This is a genomic window from Prolixibacter sp. DSM 2831 (assembly GCF_056493735.1).
In genome coordinates this window covers 3,977,037-3,994,059 of sequence record NZ_CM151379.1, presented here as the reverse complement: position 1 = coordinate 3,994,059, position 17,023 = coordinate 3,977,037, and the positions used below count along the sequence as shown (strand labels likewise).

Annotated in this window: 17 protein-coding genes and 3 tRNA genes; 17 read left to right on the top strand and 3 right to left on the bottom strand. The window is 44.9% G+C overall.

Features of this window, described 5'->3' with window-relative positions:
- Positions 1–16: 16 nt before the first annotated feature.
- Both AC060N_RS16385 and AC060N_RS16380 read right to left on the bottom strand, forming a co-directional pair.
- Positions 17–391, bottom strand: a complete 375-nt coding sequence (locus AC060N_RS16385) for a DUF6165 family protein (protein WP_479524741.1) — start codon at positions 389–391, stop codon at positions 17–19.
- A gap of 127 nt (positions 392–518) precedes the next feature.
- A complete protein-coding gene (locus tag AC060N_RS16380) occupies positions 519–1,280 on the bottom strand; it encodes an SDR family oxidoreductase (protein ID WP_106540167.1) in 762 nt (253 codons plus the stop codon).
- A 113-nt stretch (positions 1,281–1,393) separates the two neighbouring features.
- Here AC060N_RS16380 and AC060N_RS16375 point away from each other — a divergent pair, with 113 nt between their 5' ends.
- From AC060N_RS16375 to AC060N_RS16360, 4 genes are all read left to right on the top strand, one after another.
- Entirely contained in the window at positions 1,394–2,437 is a 1,044-nt protein-coding gene (locus AC060N_RS16375) for an AIR synthase-related protein (RefSeq protein ID WP_106540166.1), read from the top strand.
- Between the two features lie 11 nt (positions 2,438–2,448).
- Positions 2,449–3,168 carry a bifunctional demethylmenaquinone methyltransferase/2-methoxy-6-polyprenyl-1,4-benzoquinol methylase UbiE gene (ubiE, locus tag AC060N_RS16370; protein WP_479524740.1) on the top strand — a complete coding sequence of 240 codons (720 nt, stop codon included), beginning with the start codon at positions 2,449–2,451 and terminating at the stop codon, positions 3,166–3,168.
- 111 nt (positions 3,169–3,279) lie between these two features.
- Positions 3,280–4,098, top strand: a complete 819-nt coding sequence (porT, locus tag AC060N_RS16365) for a type IX secretion/gliding motility protein PorT/SprT (RefSeq protein ID WP_479524739.1) — start codon at positions 3,280–3,282, stop codon at positions 4,096–4,098.
- Positions 4,099–4,187: 89 nt separating this feature from the next.
- Entirely contained in the window at positions 4,188–5,762 is a 1,575-nt protein-coding gene (locus AC060N_RS16360; protein WP_479524738.1) for an NAD(P)/FAD-dependent oxidoreductase, read from the top strand.
- On the opposite strand, the gene AC060N_RS16355 is transcribed toward AC060N_RS16360, so the two are convergent.
- Positions 5,731–6,510 (bottom strand): TrmH family RNA methyltransferase, encoded by a 780-nt coding sequence (locus tag AC060N_RS16355; RefSeq protein ID WP_153640086.1) that lies wholly within the window; start codon positions 6,508–6,510, stop codon positions 5,731–5,733. The two genes, AC060N_RS16360 and AC060N_RS16355, sit on opposite strands and share 32 nt — an antisense overlap.
- Before the next feature lie 105 nt (positions 6,511–6,615).
- On the opposite strand from AC060N_RS16355, the gene tamL reads away from it, so the two are divergent.
- From tamL to nusG, 13 genes are all read left to right on the top strand, one after another.
- Positions 6,616–8,937 (top strand): translocation and assembly module lipoprotein TamL, encoded by a 2,322-nt coding sequence (gene tamL / locus AC060N_RS16350; protein ID WP_479524737.1) that lies wholly within the window; start codon positions 6,616–6,618, stop codon positions 8,935–8,937.
- 131 nt (positions 8,938–9,068) lie between these two features.
- Positions 9,069–10,151, top strand: coding sequence for a class II fructose-bisphosphate aldolase (gene fbaA / locus AC060N_RS16345; protein WP_463230778.1), 1,083 nt, complete (start codon positions 9,069–9,071; stop codon positions 10,149–10,151).
- A 214-nt stretch (positions 10,152–10,365) separates the two neighbouring features.
- A complete protein-coding gene (locus AC060N_RS16340) occupies positions 10,366–11,715 on the top strand; it encodes a sodium-dependent transporter (RefSeq protein WP_479524736.1) in 1,350 nt (449 codons plus the stop codon).
- A gap of 96 nt (positions 11,716–11,811) precedes the next feature.
- Positions 11,812–12,732, top strand: a complete 921-nt coding sequence (locus AC060N_RS16335; protein ID WP_479524735.1) for a helix-hairpin-helix domain-containing protein — start codon at positions 11,812–11,814, stop codon at positions 12,730–12,732.
- Positions 12,733–12,868: 136 nt separating this feature from the next.
- Positions 12,869–13,060, top strand: coding sequence for a 30S ribosomal protein S21 (gene rpsU, locus AC060N_RS16330; RefSeq protein ID WP_106540157.1), 192 nt, complete (start codon positions 12,869–12,871; stop codon positions 13,058–13,060).
- Positions 13,061–13,139: 79 nt separating this feature from the next.
- Entirely contained in the window at positions 13,140–14,024 is an 885-nt protein-coding gene (locus AC060N_RS16325; RefSeq protein ID WP_479524734.1) for a tyrosine-type recombinase/integrase, read from the top strand.
- 18 nt (positions 14,025–14,042) lie between these two features.
- Entirely contained in the window at positions 14,043–14,345 is a 303-nt protein-coding gene (hpf, locus tag AC060N_RS16320; protein WP_106540155.1) for a ribosome hibernation-promoting factor, HPF/YfiA family, read from the top strand.
- A gap of 254 nt (positions 14,346–14,599) precedes the next feature.
- Positions 14,600–14,682, top strand: a tRNA-Tyr gene (locus tag AC060N_RS16315).
- Between the two features lie 12 nt (positions 14,683–14,694).
- A tRNA-Gly gene (locus AC060N_RS16310) sits at positions 14,695–14,767 on the top strand.
- An 8-nt stretch (positions 14,768–14,775) separates the two neighbouring features.
- Positions 14,776–14,847: transfer RNA gene (locus AC060N_RS16305), tRNA-Thr, on the top strand.
- Positions 14,848–14,910: 63 nt separating this feature from the next.
- Positions 14,911–16,098, top strand: a complete 1,188-nt coding sequence (gene tuf, locus AC060N_RS16300) for an elongation factor Tu (RefSeq protein ID WP_463230782.1) — start codon at positions 14,911–14,913, stop codon at positions 16,096–16,098.
- A gap of 161 nt (positions 16,099–16,259) precedes the next feature.
- On the top strand, positions 16,260–16,451 hold the full coding sequence (secE, locus tag AC060N_RS16295; RefSeq protein ID WP_106540153.1) for a preprotein translocase subunit SecE: 192 nt from the start codon (positions 16,260–16,262) through the stop codon (positions 16,449–16,451).
- Between the two features lie 20 nt (positions 16,452–16,471).
- Positions 16,472–17,020 (top strand): transcription termination/antitermination protein NusG, encoded by a 549-nt coding sequence (nusG, locus tag AC060N_RS16290; RefSeq protein ID WP_106540152.1) that lies wholly within the window; start codon positions 16,472–16,474, stop codon positions 17,018–17,020.
- The last annotated feature ends 3 nt before the right edge of the window (positions 17,021–17,023 follow it).

The following is a 17,023-nucleotide window of genomic DNA, read 5'->3' as shown; positions in this document are numbered from 1 at the left end:
ATTTTCAGGACAAAAACTATTGATAGTCTTCGTAGCTTTTTTCTTCGATCAGGTTGGAACCTGTTTTTTCGTTGATGCGCCTTTTTACGTCCGAACGTTTGTCGTTGGTGAAATAAACGGCACGCGCTGTTTCGATGAAATCCTGCCCGAAATCCTTGTTGCGCTCCAGGTCGCGGATTCGATCTTCAATGTCCCAAAGCTGACAATTGATGTCATACAATTCCTTGTACAATGCGTCTTTTTTGTCGATGATTTGAGAAACAGCTTCATCCAGTACTTCGTACTCTTTTCTCAGGTTCACCAGTTTGGCTTCATCCGAAATTCGTTCCAGTTTAATTTCGATGATGGTCAGTTTATCTGCAATCTCTCCGTTGGAAACCTCAATTTTCATTATCTAAATATTGAATGTTTTATACCCGACAAATGTACGGGATTTAATCTTCTTTACCTCGAAAAATGTTTTTGCCGGAATTTTGCTCCTGGCGTCTGCATTTTTCTGAACAACAAATTGCTACCGCTTATTGGTCGCGTCGTGCATCGCGGGCACTGGCCTGGTCAGTCGGCATAATCAACACATCGTCGAGGTTAACGTGGGCCGGACGGGTTACCATGAACAGGATGGTTTCGGCGATATCCTGCGCGTATAAAGGAGTAAGTCCTTTGTAAACATTGTCAGCTTTGCTTTCATCACCCTTGAAGCGAACGAGGGAGAACTCGGTTTCCACCATTCCGGGACTTATCGTACTGACCTTAACTCCATGTTGTACCAATTCGATTCGCATGGCTTTTGAAATAGCGCCTACTGCATGCTTGGTTCCGCAGTAAACCGAACCTCCGGGATACGCTTCTTTTCCGGCAATGGAAGATATATTAATAATGTGTCCTTTTTTGCGCTCTACCATTCCCGGAGTCAGACAACGGCTGACATACAACAGGCCTTTCACGTTGGTGTCTATCATGCGTTCCCAATCGTCGACAACGGCTTCGTGTGCCGGTTCGGTACCCACCGCAAGTCCTGCGTTGTTGACCAACACATCAACGTTGCTCCATTCTGCCGGAAGGTTGCAGAGTGCTTTTTGCACTTCATCGTTATTTCGTACATCGAAGACAAGGCTGAGGACTTTCGTATCGTCAATCTTCAGCAACTCTTCTTCAACAGCTTTCAGTTTTTCGCTTCTCCGGCCGGTAATAATCAGGTTAAAGCCATTTTGGGCCAGTATTTTGGCTGTTGCTTCACCAATGCCGGAAGTAGCTCCGGTTACGATGGCAATCTTTCTCATAATGTTCAGTTTTAGTGCCGAAATTAAAAAATAACGACGATTTTTTAGGATAAAATGATCGGTTCGCTAATTTTGAGGAAGAATCTTTGGCTATAACCAAACCTTCAAAGCACATGTACGAAAAAGAAAAAAAGCCGTTTAGCATTGATCTGGTTCCCGAGCCGGACAACTTGCAAAGTGTTATTTATTCCATGGTGGCCATACCGCATCTTTCGCCGGTGAACTTCTTCAACGATTTTTCTGCCATGGTGGATGATCCTTCTCAATTGGGAAAAGATGACACCAGTGAAGCGGGAATTTTTGAGATTGACGGAGAAAACCGGATGTTCTCGTTAACCATTTATGCCGATCATCGGCGGATGATTGTTGAACCGGAAGTCGCTTCTCAAATTCTGGTAGCCAAAGCCGTCAGACGATTGGTGTGTTACGGCGCAGAGCCTGTGGCCATGAGTGTGATGCTCAACCATGTGGAACTGTCGGACCCGATGGATCAGCAGTTGGTTCAGGAGGCCCGGAGTGGTTTGGAGAAAGCGGCTGAAGCATTTGGTTTGCAGATTTCGCATCGGAAAATCTTCTACGATTATGCCCGCGAGCGAGCCAATATTCCGCCAACGCTTATTGTGAGCATGGTGGGAAAAATGAAGAAGGATGCGCAGTTAATTACGCCAAAGTTCAAAAAGAAGGGAAACAATATTTTCCTCATCGGGAAATCGTATGATGATGTGAATGCATCGGAATACCTCGACCATTATCACGAAATAAAAGAGTGGCCGTTGATGCAGTTCAATCTCGATCTGGAGAAACAGCTGATGAATTTGGTAAAAGGTCTGGCCGAACGCAACCTGGTGGAGTCATTGAGTCCGGTAGGAATCGGAGGTTTGTTCTTCACGTTGCTGAGAGCCTCGCTTCCCAACGATCTGGGCTTTGATATCACCACCGATGCAGAAATCCGTCAGGATGCTTTCCTGTTCGGTGAATCGATGGGACGTGTAATCGCCTGTGTTTCGCAAGATAAAGAAGATGAACTGGTCGACTACCTTCGTGAGCATAAATTGCCCTTTTTCACGTTAGGACACGTTACGCGCGGAGAGATTCGCATCGATGACACTTCCTACGGGTTTGTGGACAAGATGACAGAAAATGTAGAGACGGAATAAACCTGAAATTTGTGGTAACTCCTTATAAAGATTCTGACACCAGTAAAAAGGTGCAGGTGGCAGCTATGTTCGATAGTATAGCAGCCCGATATGATTTTTTGAATCACTTCCTCTCATTTGGTATTGACAGAGGATGGCGGCGAAAAGCCATCAAGTTACTGAAGCCGTATCAGCCGAAACAGATGCTGGATATTGCTACCGGGACCGGTGATTTTGCCATCGAAGCGTTGAAGCTGAGTCCGGATAAAGTTACCGGAGTTGATATCTCGACCGGGATGCTGGCCGAAGGAAGGAAAAAAATGGAGCGCTTGGGACTCAATGGAACAATTGAGTTGCTGGAGGGCGATTCTGAAAACCTCCCGTTCGAAGAGGAAACTTTTGAAGCCATCACGGTAGCATTTGGTGTTCGAAACTTTGAGAACCTAAGCAAAGGCCTGGAAGAAATGCATCGCGTTTTGAAACCCGGTGGCGTTACATGTGTTCTGGAGTTTTCGCAGCCGCGAAGTTTTCCGATGAAGCAGCTGTACCATTTTTATTCGTTCCGGATTCTTCCTTTCTGGGGGCGCTTTTTTTCGAAAGACAAAACGGCCTACAGCTATTTGCCTGAATCGGTGCAGGCTTTCCCCGATGGTTCCGATTTTTTGGCCATCATGCGAAATGCCGGCTTTAAAAATACGCGCGAGTACCGGTTGACTTTCGGTATTGCGACCATATATCTTGGCGATAAATAACAGGAGTATTCCTGAAAGCAAATTGGGAATACATTTTAGCGGAGTGAACAATAAACGCTTAAAAATCGTGTTATTGATCATAGAAAAAAGGTATACCTTAACGGGAAACAGATGATTTACCAAAATTCCAGATATTTACTTCTTTTACTTGCCTTCATGCTGGCAGGTAATATAACTTATGCCCAGTTTGGGAGAGTGCAGAGTTTATCAAGCTTTGATGATCGACCCATTCATTTTGGTTTCTTTCTGGGCGTAAACGCGATGGATTTTGGTTTTCGGTTTTATCCCGATCCGATTGCACAGAATCCGGTACTACAACTTCCCGAAAATGCTGGAGTTAAGAGTAAGACAGAACAATACTACAGAGGGCGTTCCATCCGCGCTGATGTCGATCCGATTTCTCCCGGATTCTCCGTAGGAATTGTATCCAATTTTCGTTTGACCGAATTTGCCGATTTGCGCATTACACCGGGAATGAGTTTTGGAAGCCGGCAGCTGGTTTACAACGATACCATCAACCAGGAAATATTGAATGGTTTGGGAACAAATGGTCTGGATGAGAAATCGTACCTCAATATTCCTTCTACTTATATTGACATCCCGGTAGGAGTGCGACTGAAAGGAAAACGCTATGGCAACCTGCGCCCATACATCTACCTGGGCGGAACCTATCGTATCGACCTCGAAAATAAACGTGCAGCCGAGCGCGTGTTGCATATGTACAAAACCGGCGCGTACGTCGATTTTGCAATGGGGCTGGATTCCTATCTGCAGTTTTTCCGTTTATCTACTGAATTCCGCGTTTCGTTGGGCGTCGATAACTTAATCGATCACAGTATCGGTACGGATGAAAATCGCATTCCTTACTACGGATTTGCCGTCGAGCGGCTAACTTCCAATGTCTTTTCCCTTATCTTCTATTTTGAATAATTCCTCGTCAGGCAAGGCTCGAATGTTTGTATTTTTGTAACGGAAAATTCCTTTTTCAGGAATAGTAAGTCTTTATATAAAGAAGTAAGTTGCAGAAAGAGATCAACATCTCCGTTAGCCCAAAGCAGGCCGCGGATGAAAAGCAGTTGTCACGAATCGTGGCTTCGCAATTGCGAATGAAGGAGGAACGCGTTCGCGGTATCGTTATCCGTCGTCGTTCGGTAGATGCGCGCCGTCGCGATATTCGCATCAATTTGGGCATCCTGGCTTTCGTCGATGAAGAACCGAAACCCCTGAAGCCATCCGAAAAAATCTATCCTGATGTTTCGAAAGCAGAACCGGTCATTATTGTCGGTGCCGGTCCGGCCGGATTGTTTGCCGCACTTCGGCTCATTGAGCTGGGGATGAAGCCGGTTATTCTGGAGCGGGGAAAAAGTGTCAGCGAACGGAAACGGGATATTGCCGCTATTCATCGCGATCAGCAAGTCGATCCGGATTCCAATTACGGATTTGGAGAAGGTGGAGCCGGAACTTTTTCTGACGGAAAACTGTACACCCGCTCGAAAAAACGCGGAGATGTCAATCGTATTCTGGAAATTTTACATTTTCACGGTGCTCAGGACGATATTCTGATTGATGCTCATCCGCACATCGGAACCAATGTATTACCCCGGGTCGTAACCGCAATGCGCGAAGCCATCATCGAAGCTGGTGGCGAAGTTCATTTTCATTCCCGTGTAACCGATATTACGGTGCAGAACGGAAAGGCTACCGGGGTAAAGCTTGCGGATGGGCGAACCCTTTCGGGGAAAGCGGTTATCCTGGCTACTGGTCATTCGGCTCGCGATGTATATCAAATGCTGCATGACAAGCATCTTACAATTGAAGGCAAGCCTTTTGCCATGGGCGTAAGGGTGGAACATCCACAGGAGTTGATTGATTCGATTCAGTATCATGGAAGGCCCAGGGGGGAATTTCTTCCGGCTGCCAGCTATTCTTTCGTTGAGCAGGTAGAACAGCGTGGTGTCTACTCTTTTTGCATGTGTCCCGGCGGAGTGATTGTTCCCGCAGCGACCGCTCCCGGAGAGTTGGTAGTGAATGGTATGTCGCCTTCGGGAAGGGGTGGAAGGTATGCCAACTCGGGAATTGTCGTGGAGATTCGATTGGAAGACATTCCAAAAAATTACAAGCGTTTTGAACAACTGGCCGGCCTGCATTTTCAATCCGATTTGGAGCAGAAGTGTTTCCGGCAGGCTAGCCGTTCGCAATTGGCACCGGCCCAGCGGTTGGATGATTTTGTGAAAGGAAGACTGTCATCGGGTTTACCGGAGACATCTTACCGACCGGGAATTCAGTCGTCGCCGATGCATGATTGGTTGCCCGGAGTCATTCGTGAAAAACTGCAAAAGGGATTTGCTCAAATCGGGCGAAAGGCCAACGGATTCCTCACAAATGATGCGCTCATCCTGGGTGTGGAATCGCGCACATCATCGCCGGTACGAATTCCCCGAGACAAAATTTCGCTGGAACACATACAGGTTCCAAGACTCTTTCCTTGCGGTGAAGGTGCGGGTTACGCCGGAGGGATTGTTTCGTCCGCCATTGACGGAGAACGATGTGCCGAAGCGGTGCTTAAGATTTGCGGGACATCATCCGGCGTCTGAACTCGGAACAGGTAATGGAAGTAGCCATGGCCACGTTTAGTGATTCGGACGTTTCCCGGTTAGCCGGAAAATTAGGGATGTGAATCTTCTGCCGAATCAGTGGCTCGACACTTTCTGAAATACCTTTTCCTTCGTTGCCCATCACAATAATCCCGTTAGGGGAAAGAGGCGCGGAATAAATGTTTTCGCCTTCGAGAAATGTGCCGTATACCGGAATTTCCATTTCATTGGCGCGTTGAAGATAATCGGGCAGATTTCCGTAGTGCAGCCTGATGCGGGCAATCGCGCCCATGGTCGCCTGAACGGTTTTCGGATTATATAAATCAACCGTATCCTCCGAGCAGAGAATATTCCGGATACCAAACCAGTCGGCCAGTCGAATGATGGTTCCCAGGTTGCCCGGATCCTGAACGCCGTCGAGAGCCAGGCACAAATCGCCGGCAATTTCTTCCCACGACAGTGAATGTTCGGGAATGTGCACTGTTGCGATAATATCCGGTGACGATTTTAGCTGTGAGATCTTCTTTAAATCCGCCAATTCTGAGGAATGGATATTCTTTGGATTAAAGCCTTTCCCTTCGACGGTGGATATTGACTCCGGGGTACAGAAAACGTCCTTCACCTCCATCTTCGAATCGAGAAGATCGAGAACAAGCTTTTGGCCTTCAGCAACGAAAAGACCTTCACTGCGTCTGAATTTTTTCAGATGGAGCGAGCGAAGTTGTTTTATTTTGTTTTTTGAGAGCAAACGACTATACTGTTTTCGACATTAAACTTGAACAAAAATAAACGATTTTAAATTATTGAGTTCACTATATTTGTGAGGTTTCCAATTTTTAAAGTATTGAAGGATTTGTTGAGAATAATAAAGCTAATTTCCGGATTGGCCTTCCTGGTTTTGTTGCTTTTTTCATGCCGGACAACCAAATTTGTTCCGCAGGATGAATACCTGTTGAATAAAGTGAAAGTCGATGTCGATACGAAGCAGGTTGATAAACAGGATTTAAAAAATTATCTGCGACAAACTCCCAATACATCCATACTCGGATTCTGGAAATTTCACCTGGCCCTTTACAATTTGTCTTCACGAAAGAAGAGTGATGGCTGGCTGAAACGAATCGGTGAAGCGCCGGTTATCTACGATCCGTTTTTGACCAAACGCTCCGACCAGGAGTTGAAACGGTACATGCACAACAAAGGTTATTACGATGCTGTGGTGACCGATACCGTTTACCGGAAAAAGAAAAAGGCCGAAGTTGTTTACCGGATTACCGCCAATCAACCGTATACCATCGATCGTTACAAAGTCGATGTACTGGACGACTCGCTCCGGACCATTGTTCACAAAGATTCGTCACTGTCGACCATTCATGAGGGCGAAAACCTCGACATGGACAAGCTAGCCAGCGAGCGGCTGCGAATGGTTCGGACATTGAAAGACCAAGGCTACTACCGGATGAACCGGAATAGTATTTCATACGAAGCCGATACCACAATGGGGAAACGGCAATCGGCAGTAACGATGCTGGTAGGAGAAAGAGAGTTTCAGGATTCGCTCGGTAACGTGGAGTACCAGCCTCATCAAAAATTTACATTTCGGAATTTTTATTTCCTGACGGAATATGAACCGCGGAAGGCCTTGTTCGGTGAGCATTTGAATCTGGATATGGTTCCGCAGGATACTTTGAAAGTTGACAATTATTACTTCATCTACAAGAATTCGCTGCGTTTCCGTCCCGATTTACTTATAAACGCCAATCACATTGGTGATGCGGGTTATTACAAAGTGAGTGAGGTAGAACGTACATACAATGAATTATCGTTGTTGCGTCTGTTCAAAGTGATTAACATTCAGTTTGAAGAAACCGGAAAGCGCGATTCGTTGGGGAATCCTATGCTCGATTGTGTCATTCAGTTGACCCCTTCGTCCAAGCAGTCGTATTCATTTGCCCTGGAAGGAACCAACTCGTCGGGCAACCTGGGAGTCGCCGGTAACCTGAATTATCAGCATCGTAATTTATTCAAGGGAGGAGAAATTCTCGATGTTCAATTAAGAGGCGCAACTGAGCGGCAAAGTTACGGTGTGAAGGATTCAGTCAAGTTCTTTAATACACTGGAAACCGGGATTGACACGAAACTTACGTTGCCTAAATTTTTAGCACCCTTTCGTTCTACGCGGCTGTTTCAATACTCCACTCCCAAGACACTTTTCAACCTGGCTTACAATTATCAGCGTCGCCCTGATTATACGCGTACCATTGCCCGGGCTAGTTTTGGATACCAGTGGAAATCATCAGAATATTCGACGCACCGGATTAATTTGCTCGATTTTAACCTGGTGAAAATGTTCTCCTACGATCCGAAGTTTATAGCTTCCATCGAGAACCTGTATATCCGCAGTTCATATACTGACCACTCTATTTCGTCGCTTAATTATATTTATACATACAATACTCAGCGTCTGCAGAAGAGAACCAACTACAAGTATCTGCGGGCCTCATTCGAAACGGCGGGAAACACTTTGTATGCATACAGTAAACTGGCGAATCGCCCACAGGAACTGACCGATTCGCTGGCCGGTGGGCAGTACAAATTTCTGGGAACACCGTTTGCCCAGTATTTCCGAACCGATTTGGAATATCGTCAGGGCTGGGTGCTCGATAAATACAATACGGTAGTCATTCGTGGTTTTGGTGGAATTGCTGTTCCGTATGGTAACTCGAAGCAGGTTCCGTTCGAACGGAAATATTTCACCGGTGGAGCCAATGATATTCGTGCCTGGCCGGTCCGTTCACTTGGTCCGGGTACTTACAAAGCCGATCCGAATGCTTTCCCAAATCAAACGGGAGATGTTAAACTGGAAGGCAATATCGAATACCGTTACAAGATGATTGGCATGCTGGAAGGGGCTCTTTTCCTCGACGTGGGAAATATCTGGTCGCTGAATGATAACCGCCCCGGAACCGAATTCCGTTTAGGGCAGTTTTACAAGGAGCTGGCTGTTGGAACGGGAACCGGTTTCCGCTTCGATTTTTCCTATGTTATCTTTCGGTTGGATATTGGTATGAAATTACGCGATCCATCCTTGCCGCAAGGCTCCAGATGGATCGTTGGCAGCCGCCCCTTAACATCTGATGATTTCAATGTTACCTTCGCAATTGGCTATCCCTTTTAACGTTGTTTTAACAGGTGTTGTAAAACATTATTCCATTTTTTATTCGTACCTTTGCAACCGGTTATTTAACATGATAACCACGAGAATTAGGTTATTTATAGTAAGTTCCATCTACCTGTAAAATAAGAGCTATGAGCGCAAAATTATTTGAAAACATTAAGCCTGGTGTTGTAACCGGGGACGACCTTCAGACCATTTTTAAAGTAGCCAAAGAAAACAACTTCGCTCTTCCGGCAGTAAACGTAACCGGAACCGATACTGTTAACGCAGTTTTGGAAGCTGCCAAAATTGTTAACTCACCGGTTATCATCCAGCTTTCAAACGGTGGTGCTGCTTTTTATGCAGGTAAAGGGTTAAAACTCGAAGGACAGCAAGCTGCCATTCTGGGTGGTATTTCAGCTGCCAAACATATTCATACTGTTGCCGAGGCATACGGAGTACATGTAATTCTTCATACTGACCACGCAGCAAAAAAACTGTTGCCCTGGATTGACGGATTGCTCGATGCTGGTGAAAAGCATTTTGAGCAGTACGGAAAACCGTTGTTCAGTTCGCACATGCTCGACCTGTCAGAAGAGACACTGGAAGAAAACATCGAGATTTCGAAAAAATACCTGGCTCGCATGAGCAAAATGGGTATGACCCTCGAAATTGAGTTGGGTATCACCGGTGGTGAAGAAGACGGTGTTGATAATACCGGAATCGATAACTCACTGCTGTATACTCAGCCGGAAGACGTTTACTATGCTTACACTGAATTGAGCAAAGTATCTCCGAACTTCACTGTAGCAGCTTCATTTGGTAATGTACACGGAGTTTACAAGCCAGGTAACGTCGTATTGCGTCCGATTATTCTGAAAAACTCTCAGGATTACATTGCTGAGAAACTGGGTCTTGAAGACAAGAAGCCGGTTAACTTTGTATTCCACGGTGGTTCAGGTTCCAAGCCGGAAGAAATCCACGAAGCTATCGGTTATGGTGTTATCAAAATGAATATCGATACCGATACTCAGTGGGCTATGTGGAATGGTGTTCGTGAATTCGAAGCTAAAAACCACGATTACCTGCAATCACAGATTGGTAACCCGGAAGGTGACGAAAAGCCAAACAAAAAGTACTATGATCCTCGTGTATGGCTGCGTGCCGGCGAGCAAGGTGTTATCGATCGCCTGAAAGAAGCTTTCGAAGCACTGAACGCTTTGGATCGCAACTAATAGCAAAATTTTCTTATTTCTCTTATATCATGAAAACCACCTTCGGGTGGTTTTTTTTGTGTTTATATGCATTGTGCAGCATGTGAAGGCTCTTGGGCAATCCGAAAAAAAGTGACAAATTTGCCCGCTATAATAACTTGATTATAAATAGCTTTATTTATTCTAAATAGAGATTACCTGTAGTCTCATTCTTCAAACTAACACTGACCACCTTATGCAAGGCAACAGAGACAGCTTTACAAGCCGCTTTGGCGTTATCGCTGCAGCGGCCGGTTCGGCCATTGGGCTCGGTAACATCTGGCGATTCCCTTATGTGCTGGGAGAAAACGGAGGAGGAGCGTTTTTCCTGATGTATCTTTTTTTCATTGTTCTCATTGGTATTCCGCTAATGTTAACCGAGATGACACTGGGAAGAAGTGCCCAGTGTAATGCTTACGGTACCTTTAAATTCCTTGCCCCGAAAACCGGATGGCCGGCAGTTGGTATTATGGGCGTAGCTGCTGCATTTCTTATTTTGTCTTTTTACAGCGCAGTAGCCGGATGGACGTTGGAGTACACGCTTCAGGCCGTTAAAAATGGCTTTACGGGGAAAACGCCGGTAGAGTTGAATGCGATGTATAATGATTTTGTCTCAGGTTCTGTTTGGCCGGTGGTTTGGATGCTGATATTTCTTTTTCTGACAGCGGCGATTGTTGTGGCAGGCGTTCAGAAAGGGATTGAGAAGTATACAAAGATTCTGATGCCGGTTTTGCTGGTGATCATCATTATCCTCGACATTCGTGCGATTACGCTTCCCGGCGCAGGCGAAGGGCTGGATTTTCTATTCAAACCCGATTTCAGCAAGCTAAGTGCCAACACGGTTTTGGAAGCCTTGGGGCAAGCTTTCTTTTCGCTTAGTCTGGGGATGGGAACCATTATAACCTATGGTTCTTACATTAACCGGAAGGAAAGACTGATGAGTACTGCGGCTTCCGTTTCGTTAGCCGATACACTGATAGCGGTGTTGGCCGGAGTAGCTATTTTTCCAGCCGTTTTTGCTTTCAATATCGAGCCGGATGCAGGACCCAAACTGGTATTTATTACATTGCCTAATATTTTCCAGCAGATGCCGGGAGGATACTTCTTTGCATTGTTATTCTTTGTTCTGCTTGTCATTGCCGCACTTACGTCCTCTATTTCATTGCTGGAGGTGATTGTGGCCTATTTTACTGAGGAGTTAAAGATTAGCCGTAAGAAAGCCACCTGGTTATCGGGGGCTACAGTTGGTGTTTTGGGAGTGTTGAGTGCCTTGTCCTATGGTCCGTTAAAAGATAATACCCTGTTTGATAAGACAGCATTTGATTTGTTCGATTATGTTTCGTCCAACATTCTGTTGCCTTTCGGCGGACTGTTGATTACCATTTTTGCCGGTTATATTCTTAAGAAGGCGGTGGTGAAAGATGGCGTTGAAGGGGAAAGCGGACATGAAATGCTCTTTAAGGTATATTATTTCATCATCAAGTTTCTGGCACCGGTGGCCATTGCCTTTGTCTTTTTGAATAGTCTTGGAATTCTGAAATTCTAAATTGAAAATATCAACTTTAGGGAAAAGCTTTCTGGTTATCAGGAAGCTTTTTTTGTAACTTTAATATTGAAGTTGCCAATCCAGGACATCTGATACATGAAATTTCCGTTTCTGCGTACATATTTTAGTTTCTCGAAAAGAGAGAAAAACGGAGTTTTAATTTTGCTCGCCATTTTATTGGTAATGGTGGCGATTAATCTGTTGTTGCCTGTTATTGTTCCATCTCCGGAATACGATTTCACCGAATGGGAACAGCAGGTGACGGCTTATCAGGAAAAACGCGACAGTCTTTTGAGGGAGAAGTATCGGCTGCATCCTGTTCCGTTCAATCCCAACAAGGTTTCCCGAAAGGAGTTGTTGGCAATGGGAATTGCGGAAAAGCCGGCATCGAATTGGGTGAACTACCTGAAGAAAGGTGGACATTTTCGGAAGCCGAAAGACATTGGCAAAATTTATGGTTTACCTGATTCAATCAGTGAAAAACTTATTCCTTTTGTCCGGATGAACCAAGATACCATACCTCGAACTAAAAAAAGCAGAGAGGTTAAACCCGCCCGAACATTTGTGGTAACTGATAAGCCCCTTGTGCGGGAATCAACTCGGGCAAAGCAGAAAATAATTCCTGTTCTCGATTTAAACAGTGCCGATTCTGTCAGCCTGGAAGAGCTGCCGGGGATAGGACCGGTGCTGGCCGGACGAATTGTGAAATACCGCAGGCTGTTGGGCGGATATTATTCCACCGGACAGCTGAAAGAAGTTTATGGTTTGCGAGACGAGCATTACAATAGAGCCTTGCCTTATATAAAGGTGTCAGAAGAAGGTTTGCATCCTATTCGAATCAATTTTGCCTCGCTGGGCGATTTGGCCCGTCATCCGTATATCAACTACCGTGAAGCCAAAGCGGTAGTGAACAGAAGGGAAAAAGAGGGGAAGATTAAAGGTTTCGAAGCGCTGGGTGATATTTTCCTTCCTGAAAAAGTTGAAAAACTACAACCTTACATTATCTTTGCGCCGTAATTTTCGGCAGCATAATTTGTTGTTGCGCTAATTATTTGGTGCTGACAGTTTGATTCGTAACGGAATATTCATAAATTTGCGACCCGAAATCAGGAATAATAAAGAAACTCGAATAAATAAGTAATAAGGAAACGGTATGATTGTAATTCCCTTGAAAGAAGGAGAGAACATCGAACGTGCTCTCAAGCGTTTCAAAAGAAAATTTGAAAAAACCGGAGTAGTAAAAGAACTGCGTAGCCGTCAGGCTTATACCAAACCTTCGGTTGAGCGTCGCACGGAGATTAAAAAAGCGATCTATATTCAGCAAATGCAGCGTGAGGAAGATTAAGGCATGTTAAGGGCTGAGATATGTAAAATGGGTGCGAAATTTTTCGTATCTTGAATTTAAATCTCTTTAACCCTTTTCAATGTTTAATCAGGAATCATTTCTGAATTATCTGAAATACGAAAAGCGTTATTCGCCACATACGCTGGCGGCCTATAAAAAAGACCTCGATCAGTTTATTTCTTTCGGGAATGAATTGGTGGAGGATTTTTGTTTAGAGGCGGTCGATTTTCACCTGGTCAGGCAATGGATTATTTCCATGATGGAGCAGGATATTTCGGCCCGGACCGTTAATCGGAAGCTTTCGACGCTGAAGACCTATTTCAGATTCATGATGCGGGAAGAGTTGCTGGAGACCAATCCGATGGATCGGGTTATTGCACCCAAGGTGAGCAAGCGTCTTCCTTCATTCCTTCAGGAAACCGAAATCAACCGGTTGCTGGACGGAAAGTATTTCAGTAATGATTTTGAAGGCTTGCGCGACAAGGCCATGATAAGCCTCTTCTACGGGACCGGAATTCGCCTGGCGGAACTTCGAGCCATAAAAACGGAAGATCTGAACCTAAACGAATGTATGGTGAAAGTTCTGGGGAAGAGAAACAAGGAGCGGTTAGTTCCGTACCCACGTGAAATAAATCGCGATTTGACCACCTATATTGCCAAACGGCGTGAACTTTTCGGAGAAGGGTCTTGTTTTTTATTTATGACAGCAGCCGGTGAACCGGTTTACGATAAGCTGGTCTATCGTTCTGTGAAAAAACATTTGGCTAAAGTTACCACACTCGATAAAAAAAGTCCGCATATCCTGCGGCACACTTTTGCCACGCATCTTTTGAATCATGGGGCAGACCTGAATGCAATCAAGGAGTTGTTGGGGCACGCTAACCTGGCAGCAACGCAAGTCTACACCCATACATCTTTTGAGAAGCTAAAAGAAGTTTATAAACAAGCTCACCCCAGAGCTTAAATGAATGGAGGATCTATTATGGACGTTAAAGTACAAGCAGTTCATTTCAAAGCCGATCAGAAGCTGATCGAATTTTGTGAAAAAAAAGTAAACAAGTTGGACTTGTTCTTTGACGGGATTATCGGTGCCGATATAGTGCTGAAACTGGTAAACGACGAGGAAAAGGAAAACAAAGTATCGGAGATAAAACTGTCCGTTCCTTCCAATGAAAACCTCTTTGCCAAAAAGCAGGCCCGAACCTTCGAGGAAGCGACCGATTTGGCGATCGATGCATTGCGTCGTCAGCTCAAGAAATACAAGGAAAAACTAAAGGCTAAATAATTTAAAAAAAGTGTGGTAAATTTGCTTTTTAGGCAAAAAAATTTTTACATTTGCAAACCATTTTTAAGGAGGAATTCCTTAGAAATGGTTTGTTCTGTGTATAGGGACGTAATTTGGGCAGGTAGCTTTGAATTAAACGTAACTATCGGGGGTAAACAACTGTTTGATAGATGGTCGAGAGTGTTTTGCTTGGCTTAAAACCGCTCGATTTATCAGGAAAACAGTGCTAAAGTTCATTGGAATTTTTATGAATTGGGGAGATACCAAAGTGGCCAACTGGGGCAGACTGTAAATCTGCTGGCTTATGCCTTCGTAGGTTCGAATCCTGCTCTCCCCACGTGAAATTTTTGCGGGAGTAGCTCAGCTGATAGAGCATCAGCCTTCCAAGCTGAGGGTCGCGGGTTTGAATCCCGTCTCCCGCTCTAATTTTGCCGATGTAGCTCAGGGGTAGAGCGCTTCCTTGGTAAGGAAGAGGTCACGAGTTCAATTCTCGTCATCGGCTCGTAAAAAGATTAGATGATTAACAAATAGAAAATTTAAAACACACTATCTAATTTTTGGAGTTATGGCTAAAGAACATTACGACAGGTCCAAAGACCACGTGAACATTGGTACCATTGGCCACGTGGACCACGGTAAGACAACACTTACAGCTGCAATCACTAAAGTTTTGGCAAAAAGGGGATTGTCTGAAATAAAAGAATTCGATTCTATTGACAATGCACCTGAAGAGAAAGAGCGTGGTATTACTATTAATACTGCTCACGTAGAGTACCAGACTGAAAACCGTCACTATGCGCACGTTGACTGTCCTGGTCACGCCGACTATGTGAAGAACATGGTAACTGGTGCTGCTCAGATGGACGGAGCTATTCTTGTAGTAGCTGCTACTGATGGTCCTATGCCTCAGACTCGTGAGCACATCCTGTTGGCTCGCCAGGTAAACGTTCCTCGTATCGTTGTTTTCATGAACAAAGTTGACATGGTTGACGATGAGGAATTGCTGGAGCTGGTTGAGATGGAAGTACGCGAACTGCTCGAATTCTACGAATTCGACGGTGACAATACTCCTGTTATTCAGGGTTCTGCTTTGGGTGCACTGAACGGTGAAGAAGAGTGGGAAGAAAAAGTAATGGAACTGATGAATGCAGTTGATACTTGGATTCCGCTGCCTCCGCGTGACATCGACAAAGACTTCCTGATGCCGGTAGAGGATGTATTCTCTATTACTGGTCGTGGAACTGTTGCTACAGGTCGTATCGAAACTGGTGTTGTTCACACTGGTGACGAACTGCAGATGATTGGTTTGGGTGCCGAAGGTCGTAAGACTGTATGTACCGGAGTTGAGATGTTCCGTAAAATTCTTGATGACGGACAGGCTGGTGACAACGTAGGTTTGTTGCTGCGTGGTGTTGACAAGAAAGAAATCAAGCGTGGTATGATTCTGGCTAAGCCGGGTTCAATCACTCCTCACACCAAGTTCAAAGCTGAGATTTACGTACTGAAGAAAGAAGAAGGTGGTCGTCACACTCCTTTCCACAACAAATACCGTCCGCAGTTCTACCTGCGTACGCTTGACGTAACCGGTGAAATTTCTCTTCCTGAAGGAACAGAAATGGTAATGCCTGGCGACAACGTATCCATTACTGTTGAGCTGATTTACCCGGTAGCATTGAACCTCGGTCTGCGTTTCGCAATCCGCGAAGGTGGTCGTACCGTAGGTGCCGGTCAGGTTACTGAAATTGTAGAGTAATTTGAAAGCATAAAGCTTAAACAATAAAGCAGTCCCGGACGTTATGTCCGGGACTGTACTTACAACGGGTATGCCGGTTTGGGGCAATTTTTTTGATGATAAGTTCGATTCTTACTACCCGACAATCTCGCAAAGAGAAACAAAACGAATTAAATTCGGATATGAAGATACAATCTTATTTCTCTGAAGCCTACACAGAGTTGGTGCACAAAGTAACATGGCCAACCTGGAAGGAATTACAGAATAGTGCAGTAGTAGTAATGGTTGCTTCCTTAATAATCGCACTGTTTATATTTTTAATCGATCTCGTTTTCGAGAATGCGATGAAATTTATTTACAGTTTATTCTATTAATTTGATTCTGGAGGACCGTAATGAGTGAAATTCAACGCAAATGGTATGTTCTTCGAACCATCGGAGGAAAAGAAAAGAAGGTAAAAGAATATATCGAAAGTGAAGTTGCGAATGCTGGTCTTCAGGATTACATTTCACAGGTTTTAATCCCGACGGAAAAGGTATATCAAATCCGCAACGGAAAGAAAGTGGCAAAAGAACGCAACTTCTTCCCGGGTTACGTCCTGATTGAAGCAGCATTGGTGGGAGAGATTCCACACATGCTAAAGAATATTACCAATGTGATTGGTTTTCTGGGTGACACAAAGGGCGGCGATCCCGTTCCGATGCGTCAGTCAGAGGTAAACCGGATTCTTGGTAAGGTCGACGAGCTTCAGGAAAGTGGCGAAGGTTTTGAAGTACCGTTCGTTGTTGGAGAGACCATCAAAGTGACCGACGGACCATTTAACGGTTTCAACGGAATCATTGAAGAAGTCAATGAGGAGAAGAAGAAACTGAAAGTAATGGTGAAGATTTTCGGTCGAAAAACTCCCTTGGAGCTTAGCTTTATGCAAGTAGAAAAGGAGTAACGT

What these genes read in the sequence shown, in the direction of transcription:
- AC060N_RS16385 (WP_479524741.1), bottom strand. Translation starts at nt 391, where the DNA reads ATGAAAATTGAGGTTTCCAACGGAGAGATTGCAGATAAACTGACCATC.
- AC060N_RS16380 (WP_106540167.1), bottom strand. Translation starts at nt 1,280, where the DNA reads ATGAGAAAGATTGCCATCGTAACCGGAGCTACTTCCGGCATTGGTGAA.
- AC060N_RS16375 (WP_106540166.1), top strand. Translation starts at nt 1,394, where the DNA reads ATGTACGAAAAAGAAAAAAAGCCGTTTAGCATTGATCTGGTTCCCGAG.
- porT (WP_479524739.1), top strand. Translation starts at nt 3,280, where the DNA reads ATGATTTACCAAAATTCCAGATATTTACTTCTTTTACTTGCCTTCATG.
- fbaA (WP_463230778.1), top strand. Translation starts at nt 9,069, where the DNA reads ATGAGCGCAAAATTATTTGAAAACATTAAGCCTGGTGTTGTAACCGGG.
- AC060N_RS16340 (WP_479524736.1), top strand. Translation starts at nt 10,366, where the DNA reads ATGCAAGGCAACAGAGACAGCTTTACAAGCCGCTTTGGCGTTATCGCT.
- AC060N_RS16335 (WP_479524735.1), top strand. Translation starts at nt 11,812, where the DNA reads ATGAAATTTCCGTTTCTGCGTACATATTTTAGTTTCTCGAAAAGAGAG.
- rpsU (WP_106540157.1), top strand. Translation starts at nt 12,869, where the DNA reads ATGATTGTAATTCCCTTGAAAGAAGGAGAGAACATCGAACGTGCTCTC.
- AC060N_RS16325 (WP_479524734.1), top strand. Translation starts at nt 13,140, where the DNA reads ATGTTTAATCAGGAATCATTTCTGAATTATCTGAAATACGAAAAGCGT.
- hpf (WP_106540155.1), top strand. Translation starts at nt 14,043, where the DNA reads ATGGACGTTAAAGTACAAGCAGTTCATTTCAAAGCCGATCAGAAGCTG.
- tuf (WP_463230782.1), top strand. Translation starts at nt 14,911, where the DNA reads ATGGCTAAAGAACATTACGACAGGTCCAAAGACCACGTGAACATTGGT.
- secE (WP_106540153.1), top strand. Translation starts at nt 16,260, where the DNA reads ATGAAGATACAATCTTATTTCTCTGAAGCCTACACAGAGTTGGTGCAC.
- nusG (WP_106540152.1), top strand. Translation starts at nt 16,472, where the DNA reads ATGAGTGAAATTCAACGCAAATGGTATGTTCTTCGAACCATCGGAGGA.